Origin of the sequence: Haloglomus salinum (genome assembly GCF_024298825.1) — an archaeon.
Lineage (GTDB): Archaea > Halobacteriota > Halobacteria > Halobacteriales > Haloarculaceae > Haloglomus > Haloglomus salinum.
Genome location: NZ_CP101153.1, coordinates 447,316 through 472,501, shown reverse-complemented (window position 1 = coordinate 472,501; position 25,186 = coordinate 447,316). Strand labels below are relative to the sequence as shown.

Genomic DNA, 25,186 nt, shown 5'->3' with positions numbered 1-25,186 from the left:
GAGGTAGATCACCGAGTAAATGTCGGGGTTCTTGGATATAAGATTTGGATTAGCAACCCCATAATAACTAGGCCGGCCGAATGGAGTGCCTTAGCAAACCCCTTCGGTTCCACTTGAAATACTGCTGCTGTATCGCGATTTTAGGGCGGATATTTTCACTTCCACTGCGCCTTGGCACCGTTTTTACCACCCGACCCAGTCAAACTAGATGCTCGGTGACATGACATCCCATATGGAAGATGTATCGGAGTCCCGGTGGTCCCAGCCACCCGGGATAGTCAGCCCACTGTTCACCGCATGGATTGACACTCCTGATTTCCGCCGCATCGGTGTCCTCACACCGTCGGCACTTAGCGGTGGGCCGCAGGGCGAAACTGAAATCCTCGCCCAGACAGCCCAGATGCGAAACCATGCGCATCCGGTGCGAGAGACGCTGAGGGCTGCGGCCGTAACATAGATGACTACTTTCAACACGACAACACTCACGATTTCGGAGGAGGGTCTGTTCCCTCGCCGAGAGCTCAAGACCAACGGAAAGACTGTCCAGACACCAGCCAAAGCTCTACCGGTCACGAAGGCTACTGGCGATGACGAATTCGCAGACAGTGCACAGGGAATCGCCGAGGTCTACCAGACTGTAGACGCGGGGAAGCTCCGTGATATGCGGAAGCGAGACAACCCATCATGGATCAATACCCTCGCGAGCAAGGTGAAGAAGGCCGGCGAGAACGATTTGGTCTTCGTTCACCTCGCGTTCAAGGAAACGAGGGCTATCGAAGCACTGGAGGCAGAACAGCTGATGAGCGTAATCGACACGTTCAGTGACGTGCTTACGCTGCCACTTCAGCCTCGCCTCGTCAAACAGATGCTGAAGGATGAGGCGGAACAAGACCTCGACGCGCCGTTCCAAGAATACCTGGCTAGCATTGAGCGCATCCTCATGGAGTGTGAGGAGAGGTTTTCTGAGAAACCCGTAATGGGGACGCTGCCGCCGACGGGCTGGAGTCGGACAGGGAAGCTACTTCGACAGTATCACGACTTCGGAGTAGAGGCATTCTGCCTCAATTTCAATGGCCGGAAGGTCACTGCAGCTCGACAGGTATCGATGCTGGGGCGGATAGCTGAGCATATCGGTGCCCGCCGACTGCAGGAGGATGTTGTACTCTACGGCATCAACATTGATGCCACCGGCCCAAAGGGGGCGCTCGGCTTCCGCCCCGCGATGAACTTCGCCCCATCGGGTGTTGGATTCGACATTATTGGTGAGAACCACATCGGCCTCCAGGTTGATCCCAGTGAGATGGAAGGGGGCGAAGAAGCTCCACAGATGGACGAGGACTTCGTCCGCCTGTTCGATAGGGAGGCAATCGCCTTTGCGGAAGTCCCCATCGACGAGGTCCACTCGGTCTGGCCGGCGGAATCGGGTCTCGATGCGGATGAGCTACAGGGTGTGAGTAGCGGAATCCGGGGCCGCCGCCGGAAGCTGTTCAACGCAGAGCAGTTATCACTCGCGCTCCATGACCTCCGCGACGAACTTGACGCAGGCAGTGATATCATGGCCTACCTCCGTTCTCGGCCAGGAGTCACTCCGGAGATGTTCGACGCCTTCGAACAGGTGCGCGGAAGATTCGACCACGGACAAGGGCCGAACGTGGCCGAGGAATAGCCTCACAGGTCGGGATCGGGCCCCGGGCAGCGACCCAGTGCTGCCATCTGTTCGTGTTCGATGGTCTGAACTGGGTCACCACACTCTGGACAAAGGTCGTAGGTCGGCTGCGTGTCGGCAAAAGCGACTTTGACCTCTGCAGTCTTGAACCAGGCCTCACGGTGGTTTTTGTCATCTGTCTCTGCTGCCCAGAGATAGAGGTACGTGTCGGGCCCCGGTGCAGTTAGTAGATAATTGAAATCGGTCCCGTCGGATTCACTGTGAAGGAGCAGTTCCGGGCCGTAGAATCGGTTCGAGCGCTCCAGTACGGTGTATTGGTTAGGAGTGTATGCTGATTTATCGAATCGATTCACCCACTCACGCACATAAACCTCATCACGGCGTTCCGCTCGTAGCATCACGGTTTCCGAGTCGTAATCGGTCACCGGCTTCGTCCCGTCCATTTCACGGCTTGCTGGGTCACCGTGTTGGAGGCTCTCCGGCATGTTGGATACCTACTCACCCATGACACACAGTTGTTAATCCTTCCACTACGCAGGACAGATGTCGGTCCCCTGTCTTCCGCATCAGCGTAAGCGAGTTCTTGCACTTCCCGCTCAAGAATCCGCGGAATCCGGGGTGAACCTACGTCGATCACCGCGCCCACCGCAGGGTTTGTGCCCGTCTACTCTGGATAAGACGCTCATGGTTCGCGTGGATGACTCCGGCTCTGTCACGAAGTGCTGGCTCGACCAGGACGAACTCGCCCGGCTCGAACGCGAGGCCGGTCGCGACGACTGGATGCGCGAGGTCGCCATCCAGTTGATGGGGCGGTGCGGCCTGCGGGCCCACGAGGTACCCTACCCGGCCGACAAGCATCTCCGCTGGAGCGAGGAGGGCGAGTGCTGGCTCTTCGAGGTTCGGGGCAAGAACACCGAGGGCGGCGCCCGGAAGCTACGAGACGCCTGGATGCCCGACCGCGTCGCCGAGGACCTGAACAAGTACACGCGAGAGCGAGACCTCGGCCGCGACGAGCCCTGGGTCCCACGCTCGACGCCGACGGTGCGGCGCTGGGTCGACAACGCGACCGACGCCATCGCCGACCAGCTGGGCGAGGAGCGCTGGCGCTCGGTGAGCAGTCACGATCTCCGCCGGTCGTTCGCGACCTATCACCTCGTCGAGCGCGGCCGGGACGTGCGGACGATGATGTCGGTCGGCGGCTGGAGCGACTACTCGGCTATCGAGCCGTATCTGAAGGAAGCGACCGAGGCGCGGATTGGCGAGGTGATGGGGAACCAAACGACGTACTCGTGACAGGTCGACCTAATCGTGCTGAATACAGGGCGCGGGCCGTGTTTAGACGCTAGGAATATTGCCTGAACGGCAGGATTTCGTGGAAGTGAAGCGAGCAGAGTTCGATGTGCCCTCGAAACTCGCTCGCTTCACCGACCGATGTGTGGCTTTGTCTCAAAAAGCTGTCGGGAGTGACGAAAACAAGCCTGTCAGGAAAGGTGAAGGTGGCTACGCTGATTGGGTGATCGTCGCTCTTCATGGCCTCCGCGAGTATCTCGACCTTCCATACCGACGATTCCTCGATATCCTCCGTGAAATGCCTGATATCGTGGAGAAACTCGGACTGACGGTCGAGGAGCTACCCGACTTTACCACGGTTTGTGCCCGGAAGCAGGAGCTGAAGATGCGGGTCTGGCGAGTGCTGTTGCGGCTGTCGGTGAATCTATTTGATACTGGAGAGATTCAGGCGATTGATTCTACCAGTCTCGCCCATCGCTCGTCTAGCCATAACTACGCGAAACGTGTCAAAGGTACGTTTGAGTCGGTGAAAACGACGCTTCTCGTGGATTGCTCGACGAGGGCAATCCTCGACGTACACTGCTCGATGAACCTTCCACACGACACACAGATCGCGTGGCAAGTCCTCACGAGAAATCTTGATCGCTTGGGAACTGTGGTCGCTGACAAAGGCTTCGACTGGGACAAACTTCGTCATAAACTGCGGAAAGAAGGCATCAGACCAGTAATCAAGCACCGTGAATTCTACTCGCTTGATGCCGCTCACAATGCTCGGATAGATGATGAAACGTACCATCAGAGGTCTATCGCCGAATCGATATTTTTCGCGCTTCGCAAGCGATTCGGCGCGACTGTTAAAGCCAGAACGTGGTTCGGTCAGTTTCGAGAGATCGTCCTAAAGGCCGCTGTCAGAAACATCGAGCAGTCTCTCACCACCTGAACCGTGCGATTTCAAGCGTCTAAACAAGCCCCAGGGCGCGAGTCGGTCACGAGAAACCGAATCTCTGAGTGTTACAAACGGCCCCGTCCAAAACGAAGTCTGAGCCGGGGGCGAGGCAGCCAAGACCGTGTCATGTGGTGACAATCAGTCAGCAGCGTTCCATGTTGAGGCTTTGACTGAACCCGATACTGTCGGTCGTTACCCGCGCATTGAGGAGGTAGCACTCCTCGGTGGATAACTCGGCAATGGCGATGTCGTTCCGGACCCCATCGGTCAGGCTCCGCACGTAGACGTGGTGGACTCCACGGGCCCGCTCGTACTCCGGCGGCTCAACGGTGAGACTCTGCCTCGTTCTCTGTCCGTCGGCGGAGGGGAGTTCAAGCGTCTGCCAGTACACCGTACTCCCGTCTCTCGTGATAAGGAGCGAGACCCGCTTGGCGTCGCTGGAACTGTGACTCAGTCGGACCCTGTCGAGCGTCCGCTGTTCGGGGTCAGGCGTGGCCGTCCCATCCGGACGGGAATCAAGACTGCAGCCGGCGGTGGCGACTCCGGTGGCTGCTACGACGCTTCGGAGGAACGTCCGCCGTTGCATGCCCGCACTTTGCGGAGTGCCTGAATAAAGGCCTTCGGGGCCAGAAACCGTCGTCCGGCGGAACCTTTTAGCCGGCTCACACCGCCGTCGACCACGACCTGTCGAGAAACGAAATCGAGCGCATTGTAACGGCTGTTCCTCTACGAGAATCCGTGAATTCAACCTGGGCGTTTGATGGACTCATCCTCTATATTCAGCACGGCGCTTATGCCAACGCCGGAGCAGATGAGCAGACTCCTGCTGAGAGATCGATCTACGGCGCCTCGACGAGGATGTCCTCGCCGTCGGCCGTCCGCATGAGATAGAGCGACTCCTTCAGCTCGGCATCGAGCCACTCGCGGATGCCGGGCGGCAGCGTCACCGCGACCGAGTCTCCACACTCGCCGAGCGTCCGCTCGTAGTCCACCACGTCCGGGTCGTAGTCGCCGAGATAGAGCGTCGCGCCGCGCTCGGTGTACTTCCCGGTTCCACGGTCGATACCGATTGCCTCGCCAACCTCCAGTCCGGCCTCGGCCACCCACCGCGGCGCCAGCGTCACCCCGTGCCGCCGTGTGCCGAGACACATCAGAGACCGGATAGAACAGTTCTGCGCTGACATACGATACCCAGGGGGGGGAATCGTAACAAATCCTCCGCCCAGACCGACCGCTGCCGACCGCTGATGCACAGTATCTGCACAGTATCCGCGAGTGATACGCGCAGTATATGCGCAGTATAATCCGGCGGTTGACATTTTATCCGGCACTGGGCTGGTGGAAGTCCTCAGGTCGCCCCTGGGGGCGGAGCGCAACCCATGAGCGCAACACCAGAGGGCGGGCGCGAGCCCCTCTCGACCTCCTTTTCGCAGGAGGCACGACCCAGTGGTATCGACAGCGCGGCGACGCGCGCTGACATCGCCTCGACGCTCCCGGTCGGCGACCTCGCGACGGTCGACGAGGAGCTGTTCGAGATCTTCGACCTGGAGGGGCGCCGATGAGAGCGCTGGCCAAGCAGGGCTTCGTCGCGCTCATCGCCATCCTGCTGGCGACCTCGATGGTCGCGGCGCCGGTCGCCGCCGACCACGACGACCGCGGGAACGGCGCGCCACCGATCAACCCGGACAGCGACGAGAGTCCCTCGGCGTGGGTCGAGGAGACCGACGTGACCATCGCGGAGCATCGGATGGGCGAGCACGGTGACGATCCGCTCGCGTACGAAGCCGACGACGGGAGCAACACCGACCTGCCAGCTGAGGTGAACGCCTCCGACGCCGACGCGCCCATCCAGGTGTCGCCGGCGTACATCGACGACCCGGACCTCTACGGCCCGGTCACCGACGACGAGGCCAACGTCGAGGACCAGTCGTTCGTCGCTGAGGAGGGCGACTGGACCATCGGCGGCGGTGCCTCGGCGAAGGGCAGCGCGACCGAGTGGAGCGCGGCCCCGAACTTCCGCGCGGCGCCGACCCAGCTCGCCACCGACGGCAGCATGACCGGCGGCGACGTGGTGTCGTTCACCTACTCGGACAACGTCAGCCTCGACAACGCCCGGAAGCGCGTGCTGACGACGGCCGGCAAGGTCAACACGCTCGACAGCAGCGCCGAGGTCCGCTTCGAGGTCGTCGACGCCGACGGTGACTACGCCTACGCGAACATCTCCGAGGGCGCGGCCGACACCAACGCGGAGACGTTCGCGAACGAGACGGGCGCCTTCTACGCGAGCGTCCGCGTGGACACGCTCGTCTCGGCCAACGGCGTCCAGGGCTCCGGCGACGGGACGATGACCGACATCGAGGACGTGCGGCTGAACGTCACGGACGCCGACGCCGACCTCGCCATCACCGGGATGGACATCTCCTCGAAGGAGACGAAGACCTTCGGCACGGTCGCCTACCAGGACGACTCGGACGACCGCTACGAGACCGAGACCCGGACCAACATCGACGGCGGCGCCGTCCGGATGCGGTCCCTGGACGGCCTCGCCGACCACTTCGGTGACGCCCACGTCCACGACCTCGTCGTCGGCGCGGGTGACGCGACGGTCAACTACCCGCTCGCGATGGCCGACGGCAGCGAGGTGAACTTCACGGACGCGAAGAACTACGCCAGCTACAGCGACCGGCTGGAGGGCGAACCCCTCGCGGTGTGGGACATCCCGGCACCGGTCGACGTGACTCACGGGACCCTGACGCTGGTCGCCGAGCAGCGCCAGCCCAGCTCCCAGTACGTCAGCGTCGACTACGCCACCGGCTACGCCGGCAACTACTCCGAGGCGTCGACGACCGACGCGACGAGTCAGTTCAGCGGCGCCATCGGCGACCGCGTCGAACTCGCGACCGGGCTCTCGGCCTCGAGTGACCACGACGCGGCCATCGGTGCGGAGATCCTCTACACCGACAGCGAGGCCGATGAGGTCATGGCGCCCCAGGGCGCGATTGCCGGCGGGCCGCCGCGCCAGGGTGGCGGGAACGGCCTGTTCGGGTTCGGCATCCTGGGCGGGCTGGCCGGGCTGCTCGGGCTCGGGAGCTTCAAGCTGTTCAGCTGGATGGGCGGGGGGAACTGACCGATGTCCGCCTCGGACGACCCGCTGTCGGTCAGCATCTCGTCGACCGAGGAGTCACGTATCACGCGCCTCTTCGCGCGGGCCCGGGCTGCGGAGTCCCTCGTGGCCATCCTGACGACCAGCATCGGCGTCATCATCTTCGGTGGCGCCCGCGGCCTCGTCCGCATCATGGGCGGTGTGGTCGACTTCTTCGTCGCCGTCATCGGCGGCGCGGCGGTCGGCACACAGAACCTCCTCGTCGGGTTCTTCAACAGCCTGATTCGCCCCATCTTCGCGGGCGCACTCGGGACGGCCTCGGCGGTCGGCCCCGGGTCGCAGCTCGCCCTGGTCGGGCTCCCGGTCGGTGTGGCGATGGTGCTCCTCGCGGCGTTCCTGGTCGCGAAGTTCCGCGAGCAGCGCGAGACGACGGACAGCTTCTTCCTCGGGACCGGGATCGATTTCGGCCCTCTTGGAACCGAGGAGGAAGGGGAGGACTGACGATGGCTGGCCCCCGCCGCGCTCGGTTCGCGGCGGTGCGGACAGCCACGGCGCCGTCGAGAGAGGTGACCCGCGATGGCTGATGCGCCGGCGCCGGGCGGCGGTGGCGGCGGGGGCGTGACGCTCCCGACGAGCGGCTACGTCGGCGAGTCCGGCATCCGCTGGTCCGACCTCGGCCTGTTCGTCTTCGGCGGCATCGTCCGGGTCTTCGTCGGCTCGATAGCGATGCTCATCGCTCGGTTCGTCGACGGCGTCGAGTTGCTCATCGGCTTCGCCGGCGCGGCCGTCCGTGGCATCGTCGCGGCGCTGCTGGGCGGCGGCGCGACCGTACTCGCCGGCGCCGGTCAGGCTGCGGTGCCGTCCATCCGGAGCTTCGGACCGGTCGCCATCGTCATCGGCGTCGCGGTGATGCTGCTCTCGGCGTACGTGGCGCTGCGGGTCTTCGGCGAGGTGACGGCCCGTGCCTGACGACGACGACAGCATCTCGACGCTGGACCTGTTCCGCGCGGCCCTGGGCGCCGGCGTCCCCGCCGGCGAGGAGACCAACGAGGCGACACGCGAGACGGTCAAACAGTTCAGCACGACGACGGCCAAGCGGCTGAGCAAGCTCGCCGCGGTCGCGGGCCCGCTGCTGGCGTTCGGGAACTTCGTCGCTCAGCAAGGCGGCGTGATTCCGGCCATCCTGGCCATCATCCGGCGGTGGTTCGTGAACGTCATCATCGGCGGCGGGCTGTGGCTCGCCGGCGCGTTCGCGGCGCCGTTCATCCTGCTGGGCAACGAGCTGTTCAAGCTCGCCGTTGCCGGCGTCGAGGGCGCCCGCCCGGTCGTCTCGGGCACGTTGGGCGTCATCGGCGGGTTCTACGCGGGCCTCGCGGGCGCGTTCACGCCATTGGGGCCGTTCGCTCCGGTCGTCGCTGCGGGGGTAACCGCGGCCGCAGCGGGCGGCGTCGTGGTCGGACTGTCGCTCCTGGTAGACCGCGTCCTACCGGGAGCGGGAGGGCTGCTCCGATGAGCGGCACGGAGACGCGGGCGACTCGATATGGACAAGAAGAACGCACGCGAGGCGGCCGGGCCGGTGTCGGCGACGGTCGGGGTGCTGTCGAGCATCGCCGCGCTGGCGAGTGGGTTTCTGGACCCGCTCATCCAGGCGGCGCTGCTGCTCGGCCCGACGTTGATGTCGGTCGTCGGCGCCGGGGCGCGGTTCAACAGGGTGGTGCCGGTGTTTCCGCCCTGGCTGGTGACGGCGGGCATCGTCATCGCGGTGCCGCTGTTCGCCATCGCCCTTATCGTCCGGCTGCGGCGCCGGGCCGACCGGCTCGTCGACGGCGACTGACCGGCCACCTCGCAACGACCTGTCGCATCATCCCCAGCCGGAGCGCCCGGCTCGGCACCGACGCGGACACGACAACGGAGAGAGACATGATCCACACCAACGAGACACATGTATCGGCAGCTGACGGAGCCATCCGTCGGCGTGATCGACGGCCGCCGCAGGCTCCACAAGGCCCGACCTGGGGCCCAGCCCCGCATCCGGGGGGTGGTCGGTGATGGCGAGCCTCGGCATGATCCTGCTGGTCGGCTTCGCGGTCCTGGTCGGCGTGGCCGTCCTCGGAATCGGCCTGCGGTTCACGGCCGCCATCGGGAAGGACGATGTCGATGCCGACGAGGCCGTCGACCGCACCCAGACCTGGGCCCGTGGCCTGGTGGCGGCGGTGCTGGGCGGCGCGTTCGCGTCGCTCGTCTTCTTCGCCGACGTGGCCGGCGGCCTGTTCGGCTGGCTCGGCAACCACCCGCTCGCCGGCAGCAACCTGCTGACGGCGGCGCTGGGGGCGCTGGGTCTCCGCGGGTTCATCGGTATCAGTGCGGTGCAGCTGGTCGCCGGTGCCATCCTGGTCGTCGTCGTGGTGTATCTCGCGACGCGGACGAGCGACGAGACCGGGACGAGCGCGGTCGGCTTCCTGCCGGTCGCGCTGCTGAACGGGCTGCCGATGCAGGCGGCCGCGGCGATGGTCGCCATCGCGGCCCTGGTGCTCATCGCGGTCTACACGGTCTCACGACTGCGTGGGAGTGACGACGACCCGTCGCTCCGGGCCCAGTCGTCGGGGACGCTGGGCTCGGTGTCGTTCCTGGTGTCGGGCATCTACGCCGTCGCGCTGCTGGCGCTGGTCGCCGCCGGCGCGTCGAAGCTGGCGCTCGGTCGTGTGCCGGTGGCGGTCGTCGTCATCCTCGGCGGGCTGGTCGCGGTCCACGCGGCCCAGGAGGTGCAAGAGCGCCGTGACTGACCCGATGCCCGGTGCGCCCGAGCGCCCGGCGGACGCCGACCACTACGAGGAGGCCTACCGCGAGGCCGGCCGGACGCCCGGGTCGTGGGCGGACTACCGCCACCGGCTCGCAATCTGGCTGCGTGACCGGCTGGCCGACATCGGCCTCGGTGAGCGCCCGGCGGCGACCGAGCGCCCCGGCCACGGCGGCCATCCGGACGAGGCGATAGGCCCGACGGGCGGCTGGCCGGCGCCACACGGCATCCCGTCGCGAGTCTCGGGCCCGGAGGCCCACCGTGTCGAGCGCGTTCGCGAGGGCCGGTTCGGCTGGCTCGGCGCACTGCGCTACTCCTCGACGATTCGAGGTGACGCGTTCGCGGCTGGGGGCCTCCTCACGCTCGCGGTGCTCCTGCTCGGGATGTCGGTCCGGACCCTCGTGGGCCTGGGTGCCGCTGAGCCATCCGTCGGCGGGGCCATCGGTGGCTTCGTCCTGACGGCTCTCGTCGCCGTGCCCGGCGCACGGGCGGCCTCACGGCTCGTCTGTGGCCTCGGGGCCTCGGTCCGCCCGGATGCCGCGGACGCGACCGAGGCCGAGCAGCGCTGGCGCTGTGGCGCCTGCAAGCAGGCCGACCGTGCGTGGGCCGACGGCGACCGCGACGTGATACCGACGGCGGTCGGCGAGTGGGACATCCCGGCGCGGGTCCGGGGCGTCGGCTCGGAGCTGACCGAGCACATCGAGCCGGCCCCGGAGGCGACCACCATCGCCGACGAAGCCGACGCGACCGGCCCATCCAGCAGCGCCGAGACAGTCGCCGACGGGGGCGAGACGCCGGTCGCGTTCGCCGCGGCCGTCGGGCCTGGTTGGAGTGACGAGACGCCGCAGGATGCCGACGGAGGTGATGACGAGTGAGCGACGGCGGTCGCCGGGTCTGCGCCGTCGTGCTGTCGCTGGTCGCGATGGCCAGCCTGCTCGCGCCGGCGCTCGCGGTCGGTGTCGCCCCGGCGGCCGCCGCGAACAACGCCACGACGACACCGACCACATCGCCCACCGCGACGCCGCCGCTGGCCGTGACGCCCCAGTCGACTGCGACCGCGACGCCGACGCCGGCACCGACACAGACCCCTACCCGGACGGCGACGGCAACGGCGACACCGACCCCGGCCAGCGCTGGCCCGGTCGAGGTCGCCAACGCGGACGACACGACGTGGACGCTCTCGGAGCTGCAGAAACCCGGCCAGCGCGTCTCGGGCTCGCCGGCGGGCTACCGCATCGCCGACCCGCCCGGGATGAGCCTCTGGGCGACGTACACGCCGGCCTCGAACCCGGCCGCGAAGGAAGGCGCCCGGAGCGCGTGGCGGTTCATCTCGCCGTCGACGACCGTCCGACGTGACACGGTCCGGCTCCGGACGATTCTCTCGCAGGACCCGGACCTGCTCGACGCCGACAGCTTCACCGCCGTCGTCGTGGCCTACCGCACGAGCACGGACGCGAACGGCTCGACGACGGTCCGGAACGTCTCCACCCGGCAGCAGTCCGTCGCGTTCTCGCGTGGCTGGTCGAACGTCTCGGTGGCGCTGCCGCCGACGAACGACCACGCCCGACAGGTGGCGCTGCTGCTCCGGACCGACGACGGCGAGACCATCGCGCGCTGGCACTTCCAGCATCGCTCCTCGGCACTGAGTCAAGACGCTCCGGTCCCGGACGACCCGAGCAACTCGGACCTGCTGGAGTGGGGGATGCTGACGCTGGTGCTGCCCGTCGTGGCTGGCGCGCTCACCGGCGTCGGAACTGCCAGCGCGGCCCTCTACCGGGCCCGCGCACCTCCGGGCTACGGCTGGATCAAGACTGCGGCGGCGATAGCGCTGCTCTACACCGGGCTCGCACTGAGCCTGTGGCTGACGGTCGGGCAGGCACTGGTCGCGGCGGCGCCGGTGGTGCTCGCCGTCGCGACGTTCCTGGCGTTCCTCATCGTCGGCATCGAGCTGGTCGGCGAGCGGCGCATCCGACGTGCGCTCGCGCTCAAACCCGACGTGTCGAAGGCCCCAGCTCCGAGCGGTGACCGCGGGCACGACTGGCTGTCGGCGACCTCGCGGGTCTACCTGCTCGCGCCGATGCCCGGCGCCGAGGAGGGCGACGGCGATGACGATGGGGACATGGCGGTCGTGCTCCCGGGCTGGCTGCGATTCCTCGCGCGAGCCCTGGGCGGCACGGCGACCGTCGAGAACTGGGCGGACGCCGACTCGCGCATCCGGATGTCCGGCCACCACGACGAGCTGCTCCTGGTCGACCCCGAAGCCGATACGAGCCGGTCGCTCCTGTCGAGCTACTCGGCGCCGTCGTTCACGCTCAAGTCCCGGGACACGTTCCTCGGGAACTTCGTCCGCATCGCGCTGCCGATTCTGGTCGGCGGGGCGACCTACGCCGTCCTGGCCCCGACCGGCATGGGCGCGGTGCCGCTGGCCGTGCTGGTCGCGCTGCTGGGCTGGGGCCTGGCGTTCATCGGCGCGTCCGACGGGAGTGCCGTCATCCCGTTCGCGACCGTCCATATGCGCCGCGCGTTCGCGACGGCGCTGGGGCTGGCCCGCGAAATCGACGCGGCCAAATCGGCCGAGGAATCCGAGCAGAAGCGGCTGGAATCCGAGGCCCAGACCGAGCGCCGGGCCGCCGAGAAGGCGAGCGAGCGTGCGGGCTCGTTCCTCTCGACGATTCTCGGTGACGATGCCGGCCGCGACCGCGCCGACCGTGGCGCCGGGAAGACGCCGGCGGCCGACGGTGGGGGCGACGGCCTCGACGTGGCCGGCGGGACGACGACGCCCGGCGGCGACACCGACCACCCCGACGAGAACCGGGTCGCGCGGCTGCTCCAGAACGGCAGTATCAGCCGCTCGGAGGCCGCGAGCATCCTCGCCACCGGGCCGAGAGACGGCGGCGACGCGGGAGGTGAGGAACCGTGAGCCGTGGCGTCCGCCGCTGGCTACCGAGTGACGCTCCGGACCCGATGGCGGACCCGGTCGGCGCCCAGGCATTCGCGAGCGACCTGCAGGAGCGCCGCCAGCCCGCGCTCGAACGGCTCTCCCGTGACCACCGGGAGCACCGCGAGGCGCTGCTGGACGGGTTCAACTCGCGCGCTGACGTGCTCGCGTGGCTGGTCTCGGTCACCGGCGCGACGCTGGGCCGACTCCCGAAGGCGCTGTACGAGGCCATCCACGCCGATATGGTCGCCGCCGCACGCGAGGAGTCGACGCCGCTGGTCGGCGCGCTGCTCGACCGGCCGGACGCCGTCGACGGCGTGGCCCCCCGTGTCATCCGGGCCCGGCTGGCGGCCTCGACGCTGGCGCCGGCTCACTCGAAGGCCATCCGCGCGCTCCGTGACGACGCCCAGGAACACGCCCCGAGCCGGTCCGGCGAGGACGCCCCGACCAAACCCGAGCGCGAGCGCCACGTCGCGATGCGGCCCTCGCTCTCGGCTATCGAGCGCCACCAGCAGCAGGCGCTGGTGGGCCTGCTGGCTGGCTTCCAGGACCTCTCGGCGATTCTCCGCTGGGGCGACGTGCTGGAGCTGGCCTGTCACGGCACCCTCCCGAGCAACTGGGTCGCCGACGCGGTCAACGACCCGGCGATGCGGCGGGTGCTCCTGGCTGGCGGCGACGGGGCCCACCCGGACCCACCGGTGCATCGACGCGCTCGCGAGACGGTCGCGGCGAAGCTGTGCGGCCGCTTCCGCGCGGGGACGCGGGCTCGCTACGACCACGCTGCGGAGTCGAGCGACCGCGAGACCGAGAGCCGCAGCAAGACCATGTGACCATGACCGACGACACCCACCCGGACGACGACGTACCGAACACGCCCGACGACGACATCGACCTGCGGCCGCACGAGGACCCGCGGACGCCGGACTACGGGCTCCGAGGCGACCTCGTGGATACGGGGCGTGAGATGGCCGACGCGTATGCTCGCGATCACCACGCCTGGGAGCTGGCCGTCGGCGAGGTCGTCCACGACGACGCCGGGCGGCCGGTCGCCATCGGCGCCGACCTGCGGAGTGCGGAGCTGACGCCGGAGAACGGCAACGCCCACACCGACGCCGCCAGCATCCGGCGGCTCCACGGCATCCCGCACTACGACCCGACGGTGTGGCGCTCGGACGGTGCAGGCTGGGGCCCGGTCGCGGACCTCTACGAGCACTACTGGACCAACCCGCCGGCCGACCAGACCGAGGGCGGCATCTTCGGACTGGTGCTGGGCCCGCCCGGGAAGGGCAAGAGCACGCTGCTCCGGACCTGTGCCCAGCGATTCCTCGAAGCGAACGGCCACCGGATGGGCGAGGCCGTCGTCTGGCGGGGCGCCCCATCGCGCTCGGAGTGGCTCCCGCTGGCGCCGTGGGTCCGGCTGATCCTCCCGGCCCGTGCCGAGATCGACGCGACGCTCCGGCCCGAGCGGCCGGTCGACCCTGTGGGCCGGGACCCGGAACTCGGGAACTTCGCCCGTGAGGTCGTCCACTACCAGGGGCCCGTCGACGCGCTGCGGAAGTGTCGCGCGGGCGGCATCAACGTCGTCTACCCGGACCCAACGTTCTCACACTGCCAGCGGCTCTTCGAGTCGATTCCATCCCGGACCGTCGAGCCACCGGCCCAGCGCGACGACCTGTTCGCGCCGGGCGACCCGACGCCACACTGGTGGGTCGCGCTCCTGCTGGCGGCCGTCGACGGCCGTGACCGGTCGACGCCGCTGGCGCTCATCTGGGACGAGATCAAGGACATCGCCCCCGACGACGCGAAGAAAGACACCTTCGGCAGTTACCAGAAGGTCCACCAGCTGGGCGGTGACCTCACTGCCGACCTCCGGAAGCGCAACGTGACCTTAGTCGGCGCCGGCCACGGCGAGGTCGCGGTGTCGGCGCGCTGGCGCCGGAAGATCCACTACCGGCTCCACACCGCGGGCCGTGCGGTCCCGACGACGGATGGCGCGGCACCGCTCGGGTTCGGCTCGACACCCTTCGAGAGCAACGTGAACAAGGGCAAGGACCCCGGCGAAGGCACGCTGTTCTCGCCGGAGAACTTCGAGGAGGTCGACTGGCCGAACGCGGCCGACTTGATGCCGTCGTACTCGCTCCAGATCAACACTCGCGACCCGATTCCCCGGGAATCGGATGGCGACGAGCAGCCGGTCGCGACCGACGGAGGTGCGTCGATTTGAGCGCCGAACTCGGCTCGATTTCCGCTCGATTCGCGACTCCCGGCGGCGGCCCGCGCTGCGGCGCCGCGCGCACAGAACGCGCGCGCGTACTCCGGGACAAGCGGGGCGGTGGGGGAGGAGCCAGTCAGCACTCGCTGTTCGGGTTTGCCCCCGGAATCGCGCTGGTGCCACTGGTCGGTGGCGACCTCGTGTCGAGTCTCCTGGGGGCCGCCGGCATCGGCATCTCGGGGACGCTACTGGCCCTGATCGCGTTCGCGCTCTACGGCCGGAAGGCACTGAAGGCGGGCGAGGCGGCCGGCCAGTCGGTTCGGTATCTCCTCGTTATCGCGGGCGCGCTGGTGCTCGGGCTCCTCACACGCGTGATTCCAACGCTGCGCGTCGAGCGCGCGATGGGCCTGGGCGCGGGCATCGTGCACTGGCTGGTGAGTGCCGTCAGCGGGGTGCTGGCATGATGGCGACGACGCGGGGTATCGGGCGGGAACTGGGCGGACTCGCGGGTTCAGACTCATGAGTGCAACACAGAACGCGGACGAACACAGCACGGTGCGACCAACCGAGGAGCAGACGCGTCGGGAGCCAAGGCCTCGCGAGGCGGGCTTCTGGGCGTGGCTGGCCAGTATTTCGGGCCTCGTCGTCGCCGGGAGCGTGCTCGCGGTCGGCGAGCTACCGCTGGTCGCCGTGCCGGTGGCACTGCTGGCGCTGGTCGTCATGTTCGGCACCGGCCGCAGAGCGATGGCGGCGCTTGAGGGAGGTGAGCCGGCGTGAACGACAGCATCGCTGGCTGTGATGCTGGGCGGACGAACAGTGCGGGCACGGCGACAGACACCGGCGACGACGGTCGCTCGCGACCCGACTACCGCATGAACTCGGGCAACTCCTTCGAGCCAGGTTCCAACGCGTCGGGGTCGATGCCCCACTCGCGGAGGTCATCGTCGGTGACCGGCCGACCGACCTCACCGCGGTGGAGCGCGACGGCCTCGTCGAGCATGTCGAGCGCTTCCGCTCGCGTCTCACCTTGCGAGGCGACACCTGTCTCGATATCGCGAGACACCCACCAGTCGCCCTCTTCGATGAGGTGGATCTCGGGACCGGCAGTCATGCGCGGGCGTAGGCCAGCGGCCAGCAAAACCCTTCGGGCGCGCGCTCACCCAGCCGTGGCGCCGAACGCGTCGGCCAGGACGGCCGACGCCTGCCCGACCAGTGCGACCAGCCCGACCACCTGGAGGCCGATGGCCAGCGCGATGGTCGGCAGCCGGGGCGTGGACGCGGTCGCCGCGGCGGCCAGGCAGAGTGCAGCCCCGAGCCAACAGCCCCAGACCACTGCGTCGAATCGGGTCTCGACCATGCCGACAGGGTGGGCTGGCGCGCGGATAGCCATTGGGGGTGATGCGGCATGAACTGGCTCCGTGAACGACCGGCAGTCGCACTCTTCGCGAGCGTGACGCTGTTGCTCGCGGTTATCGGGACCGCGGTCGTCCTCGCAAGCCCGTCGACGGCGCTGCCGGTCGGGATTACTTCCACGGTAGGCGACAGCATGGGCGAGTCGGTCCCGCAGGTCGTCGTCTACGGGCCGGCCGGCCACCTGGAGGCGGGCGACGTGGCCGTCTTCCACTCGGAGGCTGGCTGGCTGCGCCACGAGCTGGTCGAGCGCACGAGTGACGGCTGGATAACCCAGGGCACCGCGGAACCGCACCCGGACCAGTGGAGCGGCGGCCCCGGCGCCGGCATTGAGCCGGTCGAGCGCTCGCAGGTCGCGGGCGTCGTCTACGCGGCCGCGTCGATCTACGTGGTCACGGGCGGGCTCGTCGGCCTGCTCGCGCTGCTGGCCACGGGCGTGCTGTTCTCCACACGAGCACGCTGGGTCGGGCCGGCGCGGGCTCGCGGCGATGCGCTCGTGTCGGCAGGCGGACGCGTTACCAGTCGGCTGTCTACTGTGGAGGCGCGGAGCGTGGCGGTCGCCGTGCTGGTCGTCACGTCGATGTTCGTGGGCGCCTTCGCCCTCCCGCTCGGCCCAATCTCAGCATCCGGCATGGCTGCTGCGGGCGCGGACCTCTCAGCGAGTCTGGATGGATTTGAGAGTGGCACATTTAACACAACGAGGTGGTCGCGCGATACTGGCTACTATAGCGTTACATCCTCTGATAGCTATCAGGGGACTTACGCATTGACTAGTCCGCCAAGCAGCGGCGGCCTTGTTTATATTTCTGCAAATACTACTGAAGAGACTGCTGATTCATATTCTGTTGCGGCAAAGTTCAACTCATTCGACACCGCCGACAATGAAAACGAATTAAGAATCCAATTTTATAAAAATGGCAGTACGCACTACCGTGACTTAGGGCCAAATATTTGGGCAATGGCAGACAATGGAAAAGTGAGAATAGCCGCGAATCAAAAAAGTGGATTTGCATACACTAATATAAATATTTCTGAAGGTAGCTGGTATACTTTCGTAATAACTCCCGATTTCAATTCTGAAACTTATACTGTAACTGTTGAAAATGAAACCTACTCAAAGACGAGCAAAGAGCTGGGTTTTGACGAGGAGAACGTCAGTCAATTAGGCGCGGTAAATCTAGCGTCGGATGCCGGCTCGGATGTTTTGATAGACAGTGTTGGATCTAAATCCGGGTCCTCTGTCTCGGGGTCCGTCAGCTCCGATGGTTCGGGGGTTGATGATGCTACCATCGAGCTCCGACAGTCCGGAAGTGTCGTCCAGTCCACGACGACGGCCAGCGACGGTAGTTATAGCTTCTCCGGCGTCAGCGACGGCGATTATACCGTCCGCGCAACCGCCGACGGCTACCAAAACAAGTCAAAATCCATCACCGTCGCCGGTTCCCCGCGAACGGTTGACTTCACACTCTTCAAACAGGACACCTTCGAGCGCGAGTTCCAGCTCGGCGAGCAGGCCCAGTACACCTACCCGCCGTCACTCTCGGAGCTGACGATCTACCGATTCGACCGGGCGCTGGAACTCCCACTCCCGGGCGGCACGACGTTCAAGGCCGGGCCGGGCACCTGGACCGAGGTCGCAACACGAGACATCAACGCGTACGGGCAAGCCGATGTCCGCCTCACCGACGGGGAACCGTACCGCGTCGCCGTTGAGGCGACCAGCGGCGGCCTCTCGACACGCTGGGAGTCACTGGGCTGGCGAGCCAACCAGTCCCGCGCGGACCCGTTCCTGATCTCGGTCACGCCGACGACGGAGTCGCCGACCGCGACCGCCACGCCCATCGGCACGCCGACCAGCGGCACGGCGACCGCGACCGAGGTCGGCCCGGTCAACGGCGGCGGCCCCCTCGCCCCACCGCCGGACCCGTTCGACCGGGACGGTGACGGGTACCACTACGACTACCCGGACACGCCGGACACGAACTTCACGGCCCCGGACTACGGCGACGGCTTCGGGCCCCAACTCGCCGGCGAGTGTATCCAGGCCGACGGCTCGGAGGGTGTCCTCGTCGAGTACTGGGACCCGTCCTTCGAGACGACCAGCCTGGAGTACAACCTCACGAGCGGCAACCAGTCGTATGCCGGCGAGCGCCAGTTCGACACCGCCGTCGGCTACACGACCTGGTGCGTGAGCGATGGCCTGACGGGCAACGCCTCGGATGCCCCCGGCGACACGACGCTTGAGGGCAACTACACGAGCGGCGGTGAGACGTTCAACTACACCGACGAACTCGGGAGCGACGCGCTCCTGGGCGCGCCCATCGGCGGCGGTGGCGCCGGTGGTGGCGGTGGCAGCCCCTCGACGAGTCAGACCGCGGTCGGGGTGGCACTCATCGGCGGCCTGGGCTACCTCGCGTATCGTCGATTCGGCAGCTCGTCGGGCCCCAGCGACCCCGGTGCGGGCGGCTCATCGAGCGGCGGCGCAGGTAGCCTGTTGCCGTGGCGGGGTGGGAAATGAAGACGCCCCACCCCAACACCCAGTACGCGCTGATCGTGCTAGCGTGGTCGTGCTTCGCAGGCGGGCTCATCGCCGGGCAGGTCGACGGCTGGCTGTCGGCCGCCGGGCTCGGCGTGTCGGTCGCTGGCGTGGCTGCCGCCCACTGGCTGGTGCCCGACCCCGAACGGGTCGCGCTGCTCCACCGTGAGGACGAGGGGCTCTCGGGCGACGGATGACCGTCGACGCCATCCTCGCGACGGTCGCGGAGCTGGGCGAGGAGCACGCGCTGCTGTCGATCCACGAGCGCGACGGCGTGCCGGTCGTCGAGTGCAACCGCTGTGGCCACGCGGTGGTGCTCGGGCCGTGAGGGTCTACACCGATCTGGTGTGGCTGTGTTACTCTTACTCCTCGATGACCCAGTCCGGCCAGCATCGCCCACACCAGTCGTAGCCCTCCCCGAGATACTCTGACCTGGGGCCACCTTCCTGGCTCCCGATAGTGAACGCACCACAGTGCGCCTCGAAATTCTGCTCGCCCTCGGAGTCGTACTCTCCCGAAACTGCATGGACTGTCCCGTCACGCTCGATTGCGGCGTAGCCGTTGAGTTCCGGATCGAACTCCGGCGCTGTCACAGTCATGCCAGCGAGACCCCGCGGAGGCCGCAAAAACTCTGCGGCGGGTCGATAGTCAATTCCTGCCCGTCGACGGCACTGCTGGGCGGTGTGACTAAGGCGGACCGGCACGCCGACCGGCCGCTGTACCGCCCGGTAGTACTGCCCGTACATGGCGTCGTCAACCGTCCTCCCGCGTGCAGACGCTCGGGGCGGTGCGGTGCGGGAGGGCTGGCCCGCTATGGGCCAGCCCGCTATCCCTCACCACCTTAGTGGCACCCCTCTGAGGCCCCCCGGCAGCCCCGCAGGCCGCTGACACCCCTCGGAGCGGCGCCGAGAGCGGCCGAGGCCGGCGGTCGCGCCGGCGACTGGCGGCCAGTTGTGGCGAAACTGGCGCGGAAATAAGCTATCAACTCCCCGGTGAAAGTGAAACTACGCACGGCGCCGGATGGGAGTGCGTCGAGACGCTGGGCTCGCGGCAAGCGAGCGCGAAAGAAAGGATTGGTATCGAGTGCTGCGGCTGGGGAAGCGGGCGAGCGCCGGCGTGAGCGGCGCTACCCGGGCGGGCCGTAGGTCGGGAACAGCGACGAGTCGTCGACGCGGACGCGGACGTGCTGGTCGGAGAGGTACTCCTGGTCGAGCGCGCTGGCCAGCTGGTCGGCGGTCAGGTCGAGATCGGCGAAGTACTCCCAGACGTTCGACGAGGCCGTGTCCTCGTTCTCGTCCGCCTGGTCGTCGCTCTCGCGGCGCTCGCGACGCTCCTCGGCACGCTCCTTGCGGTCTTCGGGCTGGTCGTCGGGCTTGATCTGGTCGAGCGCGTCGTCGGCCTGCTCCTCGAAGTAGCGGGAGCTGAAGGTGATGACCGTGACGGCGCCGCGATGCCGCTCCAGGATGCCGGGGTCGTCACCCCCGATCTCCTCGGCGAGCTTCCGGACGTGCTCGCGAACGGTCCGGTAGGCGGCGCCGGTCTCCTCGGCCAAACCGTGGTAGGTGACCGACTCCTTGCGCCGGACGACATCGAGGATGTCGTACACGAGGTCGGTGTGCGTGTGCGTGGCCTCGCGGTAGAGCGCGGGCACGAGGCTCTGGTAGTGCTTCTGGAGCCAGTGACGCCGGCCCGCCGGCATATCGAACGCCAGCACGTCGGCCTCGGGCCCGTCGAAGTAGTCATCCGCGACGAGGTCGCCGCGCTCGATGCCGGCCCACTCCAGGTGCGAGAGGAGGATCTCCTCCAGGATGGCGATGACCTCGTCCCAGCGGTCCCAGCTGAACATCCGCCGGTAGGTCGAGCCGTCCTCCTGCTGGACGCGCTCCTTGCCGGCGAGCGCAACCTCCATCTTCGGCTGGTCCATCGGGTAGTCGAGCGCCTCCTTGTGGTCAGGATAGTAGACCTTCAGGAGGATATCGGCATCGAGGTCGGGGAAGCCGAGTTGCTCCCAGCAGTCGGTCGCGGGGATCTTCCCCTTCAGGACACAGCCGTCCTCGACCTTCTTCAGCCACTCGTGGTCGCCGTGATGCGCCGTCAGCAGGTCCGAGGACTGCTGCAGCGTATGCACGGCATCGCCCTCACGGTCCTCGTCGAACCGGACGTGCACCTCGGCCTTCGAGAAGCCGAGCGAGTCCTGGACGACATCGTCGTGGTCGAGCTGGTAGCCGAGCGCGTGACCGAGGAGTCGCGCCGCACGCTCCAGCATCTCCTCGGGCTCGTCGACCCAGGTGGAGCTGACGCGGACGACCGACCCCTCGCCGTGCGGGAGGTCGAGATCGTTCCCGTCGGGGTAGACGAGGTCGTCGTACTGGGGCTCGATCTTCAGCGTGAGGCTCTGGTCGGGCGTCCGCTCGAAGTCGACCGCGCCGTCCTCGTCGAGCGGCTGGACGGTGAGGTCGTACTTCCACCACGCGCTGTAATCCTCACCCTCGCCGGTGCCAGCCTTCCAGCGACTCGATTTCAGCGTGACCGCGTACTCGGAGTCGTCGTCCGGGCGAGTGAACGACCGCGAGAGGACCGCGTACTGGCGGCCCTTGTGGTCCTCGACGAGCGCGTCGTCGTGAGCGACCCACGCGGCGCGACACCACTGGTAGAGCGAGCCGTCCGGGAGCGTGCGATACTCGCCGACCTCGAACGGGACCGCGTCGGCGTCACGGTGCTGGTCACACAGGACGAGCTTGCCACCGCCACCGTGGCGGGCTGGCGTCGGCCCCTTCGTCGGGACCGTCTCGATCCCCTCGACGCGGTCGGTCTGGTGCCGGGCGCCGGTGGGCCGGACCGAGCCCGAGACGGAATCGGAGCTCACAGCCGACCACCCGCGAATCGCGGGAAGTGTTCCGGGCGCGTCCAGGGGACGATGCGGGCGGCCCCGCGCCCGTAGGCCGAGATGGTGGCGCCCAACAGATGCTCGCGGGCGATGGAGCGGGGCATCTACGGCTCACCCCCGTCGGTGAACGCCTGCAGGTGGGTCTCACCTTCCTCCAGCAGTCGCTCGGGCTCGTCGACGTCGAGCCCGACGCGCTGCTGGGCCAGCGCCACGTACTCTGGGTTCAGGTCGATTCCGATGAACCGCCGGCCCAGTCGTTTCGCGACGAGGCAGGTAGTCCCGGCGCCCGCGAACGGGTCTAGGACGATGCCAGCCTCGGTCGCGTCGGTGTCGCAGTCGCAGGTCTGCCCCCAGCCGGTCGCGTCCCGCTCGGGCCGGTGGACGAACTCACGGAAGTAGCCACCGAGGACCTGCTTCGCCTCGTCGGCCAGCTTCCGGGTTCGATCGTCGACACGGTCGCGACTCCCCTGCGCGGCGTCGCCGTGGGCACCGTCGCCGAAGCCGACCGACCGAGCGGCCTGCAGGTGTGCGACCGTCAGGTCCGAGGCCTGGAACCGTTCCAGGGCCTTACGCTGCTGTGGTCGGTCGAGCGCCTGGATATCACGGTCCCAGAGCGGTGTCGTCTCGACCTCGCGCTCGTAGGGTGTTCCGCAGTCGACACAAACCTCCGGCGGCGCCGTCGCCTTCAGTGGCGTCTCGCAGAGCTCGGGCGGGTAAACTGCGAAGTGCGCCTCGGAGAACGGCTGGACGGTGACCTCGAACACGTCACCTGGGTTCTTGCCGTTCGGATGGACGCCGCGGTCGAAGTTGTGGACGCGAGACTCGGTCTCGCGCCCCGGCATGTGCTCGACGCGGGTCGTCTTCGTGCCAGTGTATCCTCGTGCCGCACGTTCGAGAGACTCGGCCTTGTGTGGCTCCCGAATCGCATCAAGGTCGTACCAGTAGTCCGGCGACGGTGTGAGGTGGAAGACCTGTTCGGTCGTCGTGTTCAGCCGGTCCTTGACCGCAGAGGGCATCGGGTTCGGCTTCACCCACGTCACGTCGTTCCGAACGACCCAACCGGCGTCCTGCAGGGCGCTGGCGACCCGATGCGGGACGAGCATCTTCTGCTTCCCATCGCCAAACGAGTCGCCGAGGTTGAGCCACCACGACCCATCGTCGCGGAGGACACGCCGGATGGCCGCCCCCACGTCGACGAGGTTCTCGATATACTCGTCCAGGGACTCCTCCAACCCGAGCTGGCCGTCGACGCCGTAGTCGCGAAGGCCGAAGTACGGCGGGCTCGTCATGCAGCAGTGAACCGACGAGGCTGGGAGCTGCTCCAGCGTCTCGATGGCGTCGCCGCAGTGGATGTCGTGGGCCCACGCGTCGATATCCGACATCTACGGCTCACCTCCGTCGGCCGCAACCGGCGTCGCGTTCGAGACGGCACTCAGCTCGGCGACCGAGCGCGTGATGGTGTCGCAGTCGGGACAGCGGTAGCCCTCGCCGTCGCGCTCTTCGACGACACTGCCGCAGTCGTCGTGGACCAGCTCCGGGCCGTCGTCGGCCTCGGGCTCGGCCGTGGGTGTCGGACGGCTAACGGCCCGCTGGGAAGGCTCCTCGCGCGCCTTCAGCTGCTGGTCGCGCTGGTTGAGCCAGGCCATCACCTGCTGGCGTGGGCCCCGCTCAAGCCGCACCTCGACGGTCTGCCAGGCGTCGATGACCTCTCGCGACCGGATGCCCTGGATGCGCGCGTGAACCGCTCGCTGCATGGTCCGGTCGGTGTGGCCGGGCGCACGCTCGACGAGGTCGCGGTCGAGCCAGCGGCCGGGGTCCTCGCCGATCTCGGCGGCGATGGCCTGGCGCCACGCGGGCACGCCGGCCTCGGCGCTGGCGCTCTGGAACTCACTGGGCATCAGACCACCTCAGGCACGGTGCCCTCGGTGTGGCACTCCGGACAGGGCTCGTTGCGGCCGTGCATCGCTGCCTGGAGGTCACAGAGCGAGTCCTCGACCCAGCCATGCCCGTAGCAGCGCGGGCAGTCGACCCAGCGGACGGCCTCGTACTCCAGGTCGCGGACGCCGTCGATCTCGTCGGGGTCCTCGTCCGGCGCCGTCTCGCCGGGCGTCCACTCGACGCGGCCGTCCGAGCCACAGTCCTGGCACTCGAACTGCGCGTGAGCGCGGTCGCCGTCGACGCTCCGGACTGTCGCGACCGCGGTCCCGCCGCAGGGGATGCACTCGCCGACGAGGGCGGGCTCCTCAGTCGCCATCTTCCTCCTCTCCGGAAATCTCGGCGATGCGTTGGTTCGCCTTCGCGACGAGCAGCGTCCGCGTTACGTCCTGCTGAGCCTCTCGCTGGACGATTGCGCGAAGATGCTCCTCGGTAGCCGGGGCGAGCAGGCCGTGCCAACCGAACAGACGATCCTCATCGACGAGCTGCTGGACAGCCGCACGAATGTGGTCGGGACTCCAGGGGCTGCCCTCGCCGTCACCATCCTGTCGGATCCCATCGGCACTGGTCCAGAGCGGGCCGTGGGCGTTCGTCTTCCCCTCGGCGACGGGGTCTGTTCGCCGCTCGACCTCGTCGAGGACGTACTGCTCGACGCTCACCGCTGGTCACCCCCGTCGAGGTCGTACTGCTCGTCGAGAAGCCGCGCCAGCACGTCGGCCTCGGCGCCGGCGACCGGGTCACCGGCCCCGCCGAAGGCACCGGGGAACGTGCGGGTACAGGCCCACTGGACCGCGCGCGGCCGGTAGCCCCCGCCATCGTGGTGGGCCACGTAGTCCCGATACCACGTGCGCGAGACCGCGCGGTCGACATACAGCACGCGGATCATGGCGCGGTCGCCCTGCAGCCCGCGGAACCGCCCGCGGACCATCAGCACGGCGTAGCCGACGTGCTCGGTCGCGTCGCGGTCGGCCTGGTCGAAGCGCGCCGCGCGCCAGCTGGCCGGCAGCGTCCGGGGCTCGGTTTCGGCGCGGAAGTCCGCGTCGTCGGGGAAGTACGTCGCGAGGACGGCGCCGTCCGGCCCGGTGTCGGTGGTCGCCATCAGTCCTCACCCCCGTCGGCCGGCCGGTGGACGCGGTTGCCATGAGTGCCGCGTGACCGCAGGACCGTCTCGCCCTCGTCGGGGCCGTCCTCGGGGAAGCACCGCTGGCAGGGTGGGTGGAAGGCGAGCAGGCCACCGGTGGCGGGCTCGGGCCGCCAGTCGCTGTTGGTCCGGCTACAGGCCGGCTCGGGGTCGTCGCTCTGAGAGCGCCGCTGCTGCTCGGCGCTCATGGTCGACACCTCCCGTCCTCGCGAGCGCAGCAGCGGGGCGGCTGGTCGGGGTCGAACCGTTCACCACAGAACCAGCACTCCGGGTCGGGGAGGGACCCGATATCGAGTGAGCGCTGCTGCTCACTCATCGAGACGCA

Annotated in this window: 33 protein-coding genes; 19 read left to right on the top strand and 14 right to left on the bottom strand. The window is 67.8% G+C overall.

Annotation, left to right across the window (positions count from 1 at the left end; translation table 11 throughout):
- Window positions 1-457: 457 nt before the first annotated feature.
- Complete coding sequence (locus tag NL115_RS02225; protein ID WP_254831595.1) at window positions 458-1,666, top strand: hypothetical protein; 1,209 nt, start codon at window positions 458-460, stop codon at window positions 1,664-1,666.
- A gap of 2 nt (window positions 1,667-1,668) precedes the next feature.
- Here NL115_RS02225 and NL115_RS02220 read toward each other — a convergent pair whose 3' ends face one another.
- Window positions 1,669-2,091, bottom strand: a complete 423-nt coding sequence (locus NL115_RS02220) for a hypothetical protein (protein WP_254831594.1) — start codon at window positions 2,089-2,091, stop codon at window positions 1,669-1,671.
- A gap of 259 nt (window positions 2,092-2,350) precedes the next feature.
- On the opposite strand from NL115_RS02220, the gene NL115_RS02215 reads away from it, so the two are divergent.
- Entirely contained in the window at window positions 2,351-2,959 is a 609-nt protein-coding gene (locus tag NL115_RS02215; protein ID WP_254831593.1) for a site-specific integrase, read from the top strand.
- A 106-nt stretch (window positions 2,960-3,065) separates the two neighbouring features.
- Complete coding sequence (locus NL115_RS02210) at window positions 3,066-3,896, top strand: IS5 family transposase (RefSeq protein ID WP_254833135.1); 831 nt, start codon at window positions 3,066-3,068, stop codon at window positions 3,894-3,896.
- 148 nt (window positions 3,897-4,044) lie between these two features.
- Here NL115_RS02210 and NL115_RS02205 read toward each other — a convergent pair whose 3' ends face one another.
- Window positions 4,045-4,488 (bottom strand): hypothetical protein, encoded by a 444-nt coding sequence (locus tag NL115_RS02205; protein ID WP_254831592.1) that lies wholly within the window; start codon window positions 4,486-4,488, stop codon window positions 4,045-4,047.
- Window positions 4,489-4,741: 253 nt separating this feature from the next.
- On the bottom strand, window positions 4,742-5,086 hold the full coding sequence (locus NL115_RS02200) for a hypothetical protein (RefSeq protein ID WP_254831591.1): 345 nt from the start codon (window positions 5,084-5,086) through the stop codon (window positions 4,742-4,744).
- Between the two features lie 195 nt (window positions 5,087-5,281).
- Between NL115_RS02200 and NL115_RS02195 the strand changes: the two genes are divergently transcribed.
- The 13 genes from NL115_RS02195 (at window position 5,282) to NL115_RS02135 (ending at window position 15,729) form a co-directional block, all read left to right on the top strand.
- Window positions 5,282-5,464: a hypothetical protein gene (locus tag NL115_RS02195; protein WP_254831590.1), complete on the top strand. Its 183-nt coding sequence runs from the start codon at window positions 5,282-5,284 to the stop codon at window positions 5,462-5,464.
- Window positions 5,461-7,029, top strand: a complete 1,569-nt coding sequence (locus NL115_RS02190; protein ID WP_254831589.1) for a hypothetical protein — start codon at window positions 5,461-5,463, stop codon at window positions 7,027-7,029. The genes NL115_RS02195 and NL115_RS02190 overlap by 4 nt, the downstream gene beginning before the upstream one ends.
- A gap of 3 nt (window positions 7,030-7,032) precedes the next feature.
- Complete coding sequence (locus NL115_RS02185; RefSeq protein WP_254831588.1) at window positions 7,033-7,506, top strand: hypothetical protein; 474 nt, start codon at window positions 7,033-7,035, stop codon at window positions 7,504-7,506.
- 75 nt (window positions 7,507-7,581) lie between these two features.
- Entirely contained in the window at window positions 7,582-7,974 is a 393-nt protein-coding gene (locus NL115_RS02180) for a hypothetical protein (RefSeq protein WP_254831587.1), read from the top strand.
- The gene (locus tag NL115_RS02175) at window positions 7,967-8,518 is read left to right on the top strand and encodes a hypothetical protein (protein ID WP_254831586.1); all 552 of its coding nucleotides are present in this window, start codon (window positions 7,967-7,969) and stop codon (window positions 8,516-8,518) included. Before NL115_RS02180 ends, NL115_RS02175 begins: the two co-directional genes overlap by 8 nt.
- A 27-nt stretch (window positions 8,519-8,545) precedes the next feature.
- On the top strand, window positions 8,546-8,839 hold the full coding sequence (locus NL115_RS02170; RefSeq protein WP_254831585.1) for a hypothetical protein: 294 nt from the start codon (window positions 8,546-8,548) through the stop codon (window positions 8,837-8,839).
- A 214-nt stretch (window positions 8,840-9,053) separates the two neighbouring features.
- Window positions 9,054-9,788, top strand: coding sequence for a hypothetical protein (locus tag NL115_RS02165; RefSeq protein ID WP_254831584.1), 735 nt, complete (start codon window positions 9,054-9,056; stop codon window positions 9,786-9,788).
- Entirely contained in the window at window positions 9,781-10,677 is an 897-nt protein-coding gene (locus NL115_RS02160) for a hypothetical protein (RefSeq protein WP_254831583.1), read from the top strand. Before NL115_RS02165 ends, NL115_RS02160 begins: the two co-directional genes overlap by 8 nt.
- Entirely contained in the window at window positions 10,674-12,722 is a 2,049-nt protein-coding gene (locus NL115_RS02155; RefSeq protein ID WP_254831582.1) for a hypothetical protein, read from the top strand. The genes NL115_RS02160 and NL115_RS02155 overlap by 4 nt, the downstream gene beginning before the upstream one ends.
- Window positions 12,719-13,570, top strand: coding sequence for a hypothetical protein (locus NL115_RS02150; RefSeq protein WP_254831581.1), 852 nt, complete (start codon window positions 12,719-12,721; stop codon window positions 13,568-13,570). The genes NL115_RS02155 and NL115_RS02150 overlap by 4 nt, the downstream gene beginning before the upstream one ends.
- A gap of 2 nt (window positions 13,571-13,572) precedes the next feature.
- Window positions 13,573-14,964: a hypothetical protein gene (locus NL115_RS02145; protein WP_254831580.1), complete on the top strand. Its 1,392-nt coding sequence runs from the start codon at window positions 13,573-13,575 to the stop codon at window positions 14,962-14,964.
- Between the two features lie 188 nt (window positions 14,965-15,152).
- Entirely contained in the window at window positions 15,153-15,416 is a 264-nt protein-coding gene (locus NL115_RS02140; protein WP_254831579.1) for a hypothetical protein, read from the top strand.
- A gap of 55 nt (window positions 15,417-15,471) precedes the next feature.
- Complete coding sequence (locus tag NL115_RS02135; RefSeq protein WP_254831578.1) at window positions 15,472-15,729, top strand: hypothetical protein; 258 nt, start codon at window positions 15,472-15,474, stop codon at window positions 15,727-15,729.
- Window positions 15,730-15,817: 88 nt separating this feature from the next.
- Here NL115_RS02135 and NL115_RS02130 read toward each other — a convergent pair whose 3' ends face one another.
- Together NL115_RS02130 and NL115_RS02125 are read right to left on the bottom strand one after the other, a co-directional pair.
- On the bottom strand, window positions 15,818-16,063 hold the full coding sequence (locus NL115_RS02130) for a type II toxin-antitoxin system HicB family antitoxin (RefSeq protein ID WP_254831577.1): 246 nt from the start codon (window positions 16,061-16,063) through the stop codon (window positions 15,818-15,820).
- Window positions 16,064-16,108: 45 nt separating this feature from the next.
- The gene (locus tag NL115_RS02125) at window positions 16,109-16,309 is read right to left on the bottom strand and encodes a hypothetical protein (RefSeq protein WP_254831576.1); all 201 of its coding nucleotides are present in this window, start codon (window positions 16,307-16,309) and stop codon (window positions 16,109-16,111) included.
- A gap of 1,257 nt (window positions 16,310-17,566) precedes the next feature.
- Here NL115_RS02125 and NL115_RS02120 point away from each other — a divergent pair.
- From NL115_RS02120 to NL115_RS20570, 3 genes are read left to right on the top strand one after another with little or no spacing between them, the layout of a single operon-like run.
- Window positions 17,567-18,880, top strand: a complete 1,314-nt coding sequence (locus tag NL115_RS02120) for a carboxypeptidase-like regulatory domain-containing protein (RefSeq protein ID WP_254831575.1) — start codon at window positions 17,567-17,569, stop codon at window positions 18,878-18,880.
- Window positions 18,877-19,095, top strand: coding sequence for a hypothetical protein (locus NL115_RS02115; RefSeq protein ID WP_254831574.1), 219 nt, complete (start codon window positions 18,877-18,879; stop codon window positions 19,093-19,095). Before NL115_RS02120 ends, NL115_RS02115 begins: the two co-directional genes overlap by 4 nt.
- Entirely contained in the window at window positions 19,092-19,226 is a 135-nt protein-coding gene (locus NL115_RS20570) for a hypothetical protein (protein WP_286667633.1), read from the top strand. The genes NL115_RS02115 and NL115_RS20570 overlap by 4 nt, the downstream gene beginning before the upstream one ends.
- Window positions 19,227-19,260: 34 nt before the next feature.
- On the opposite strand, the gene NL115_RS02110 is transcribed toward NL115_RS20570, so the two are convergent.
- The 9 genes from NL115_RS02110 to NL115_RS02075 all read right to left on the bottom strand — a co-directional run bounded on the left by NL115_RS02110 (window position 19,261) and on the right by NL115_RS02075 (window position 25,049).
- Window positions 19,261-19,497, bottom strand: coding sequence for a hypothetical protein (locus NL115_RS02110; RefSeq protein WP_254831573.1), 237 nt, complete (start codon window positions 19,495-19,497; stop codon window positions 19,261-19,263).
- Between the two features lie 527 nt (window positions 19,498-20,024).
- Window positions 20,025-21,764, bottom strand: a complete 1,740-nt coding sequence (locus NL115_RS02105) for a DUF7845 domain-containing protein (RefSeq protein ID WP_254823103.1) — start codon at window positions 21,762-21,764, stop codon at window positions 20,025-20,027.
- On the bottom strand, window positions 21,761-21,889 hold the full coding sequence (locus NL115_RS20565; protein ID WP_286667631.1) for a hypothetical protein: 129 nt from the start codon (window positions 21,887-21,889) through the stop codon (window positions 21,761-21,763). Before NL115_RS20565 ends, NL115_RS02105 begins: the two co-directional genes overlap by 4 nt.
- Window positions 21,890-23,167 (bottom strand): DNA-methyltransferase, encoded by a 1,278-nt coding sequence (locus tag NL115_RS02100; RefSeq protein WP_254823102.1) that lies wholly within the window; start codon window positions 23,165-23,167, stop codon window positions 21,890-21,892.
- Window positions 23,168-23,683, bottom strand: coding sequence for a DUF8129 domain-containing protein (locus NL115_RS02095; protein ID WP_254823101.1), 516 nt, complete (start codon window positions 23,681-23,683; stop codon window positions 23,168-23,170). It lies immediately after the preceding gene.
- Window positions 23,683-24,039 carry a hypothetical protein gene (locus NL115_RS02090; protein WP_254831572.1) on the bottom strand — a complete coding sequence of 119 codons (357 nt, stop codon included), beginning with the start codon at window positions 24,037-24,039 and terminating at the stop codon, window positions 23,683-23,685. Before NL115_RS02090 ends, NL115_RS02095 begins: the two co-directional genes overlap by 1 nt.
- Window positions 24,029-24,379: a hypothetical protein gene (locus tag NL115_RS02085; protein WP_254831571.1), complete on the bottom strand. Its 351-nt coding sequence runs from the start codon at window positions 24,377-24,379 to the stop codon at window positions 24,029-24,031. Before NL115_RS02085 ends, NL115_RS02090 begins: the two co-directional genes overlap by 11 nt.
- Complete coding sequence (locus NL115_RS02080) at window positions 24,376-24,819, bottom strand: hypothetical protein (RefSeq protein ID WP_254831570.1); 444 nt, start codon at window positions 24,817-24,819, stop codon at window positions 24,376-24,378. Before NL115_RS02080 ends, NL115_RS02085 begins: the two co-directional genes overlap by 4 nt.
- Window positions 24,819-25,049: a hypothetical protein gene (locus NL115_RS02075; protein ID WP_254831569.1), complete on the bottom strand. Its 231-nt coding sequence runs from the start codon at window positions 25,047-25,049 to the stop codon at window positions 24,819-24,821. The genes NL115_RS02080 and NL115_RS02075 overlap by 1 nt, the downstream gene beginning before the upstream one ends.
- Window positions 25,050-25,186: the final 137 nt, after the last annotated feature.

Bases quoted from the DNA above. Each gene is read 5' to 3' on its own strand.
- NL115_RS02225 (WP_254831595.1), top strand. From the start codon at position 458: ATGACTACTTTCAACACGACAACACTCACGATTTCGGAGGAGGGTCTG.
- NL115_RS02215 (WP_254831593.1), top strand. From the start codon at position 2,351: ATGGTTCGCGTGGATGACTCCGGCTCTGTCACGAAGTGCTGGCTCGAC.
- NL115_RS02205 (WP_254831592.1), bottom strand. From the start codon at position 4,488: ATGCAACGGCGGACGTTCCTCCGAAGCGTCGTAGCAGCCACCGGAGTC.
- NL115_RS02200 (WP_254831591.1), bottom strand. From the start codon at position 5,086: ATGTCAGCGCAGAACTGTTCTATCCGGTCTCTGATGTGTCTCGGCACA.
- NL115_RS02195 (WP_254831590.1), top strand. From the start codon at position 5,282: ATGAGCGCAACACCAGAGGGCGGGCGCGAGCCCCTCTCGACCTCCTTT.
- NL115_RS02190 (WP_254831589.1), top strand. From the start codon at position 5,461: ATGAGAGCGCTGGCCAAGCAGGGCTTCGTCGCGCTCATCGCCATCCTG.
- NL115_RS02185 (WP_254831588.1), top strand. From the start codon at position 7,033: ATGTCCGCCTCGGACGACCCGCTGTCGGTCAGCATCTCGTCGACCGAG.
- NL115_RS02180 (WP_254831587.1), top strand. From the start codon at position 7,582: ATGGCTGATGCGCCGGCGCCGGGCGGCGGTGGCGGCGGGGGCGTGACG.
- NL115_RS02170 (WP_254831585.1), top strand. From the start codon at position 8,546: ATGGACAAGAAGAACGCACGCGAGGCGGCCGGGCCGGTGTCGGCGACG.
- NL115_RS02165 (WP_254831584.1), top strand. From the start codon at position 9,054: ATGGCGAGCCTCGGCATGATCCTGCTGGTCGGCTTCGCGGTCCTGGTC.
- NL115_RS02145 (WP_254831580.1), top strand. From the start codon at position 13,573: ATGACCGACGACACCCACCCGGACGACGACGTACCGAACACGCCCGAC.
- NL115_RS02135 (WP_254831578.1), top strand. From the start codon at position 15,472: ATGAGTGCAACACAGAACGCGGACGAACACAGCACGGTGCGACCAACC.
- NL115_RS02130 (WP_254831577.1), bottom strand. From the start codon at position 16,063: ATGACTGCCGGTCCCGAGATCCACCTCATCGAAGAGGGCGACTGGTGG.
- NL115_RS02125 (WP_254831576.1), bottom strand. From the start codon at position 16,309: ATGGTCGAGACCCGATTCGACGCAGTGGTCTGGGGCTGTTGGCTCGGG.
- NL115_RS02115 (WP_254831574.1), top strand. From the start codon at position 18,877: ATGAAGACGCCCCACCCCAACACCCAGTACGCGCTGATCGTGCTAGCG.
- NL115_RS20570 (WP_286667633.1), top strand. From the start codon at position 19,092: ATGACCGTCGACGCCATCCTCGCGACGGTCGCGGAGCTGGGCGAGGAG.
- NL115_RS02110 (WP_254831573.1), bottom strand. From the start codon at position 19,497: ATGACTGTGACAGCGCCGGAGTTCGATCCGGAACTCAACGGCTACGCC.
- NL115_RS20565 (WP_286667631.1), bottom strand. From the start codon at position 21,889: ATGCCCCGCTCCATCGCCCGCGAGCATCTGTTGGGCGCCACCATCTCG.
- NL115_RS02100 (WP_254823102.1), bottom strand. From the start codon at position 23,167: ATGTCGGATATCGACGCGTGGGCCCACGACATCCACTGCGGCGACGCC.
- NL115_RS02095 (WP_254823101.1), bottom strand. From the start codon at position 23,683: ATGCCCAGTGAGTTCCAGAGCGCCAGCGCCGAGGCCGGCGTGCCCGCG.
- NL115_RS02090 (WP_254831572.1), bottom strand. From the start codon at position 24,039: ATGGCGACTGAGGAGCCCGCCCTCGTCGGCGAGTGCATCCCCTGCGGC.
- NL115_RS02080 (WP_254831570.1), bottom strand. From the start codon at position 24,819: ATGGCGACCACCGACACCGGGCCGGACGGCGCCGTCCTCGCGACGTAC.
- NL115_RS02075 (WP_254831569.1), bottom strand. From the start codon at position 25,049: ATGAGCGCCGAGCAGCAGCGGCGCTCTCAGAGCGACGACCCCGAGCCG.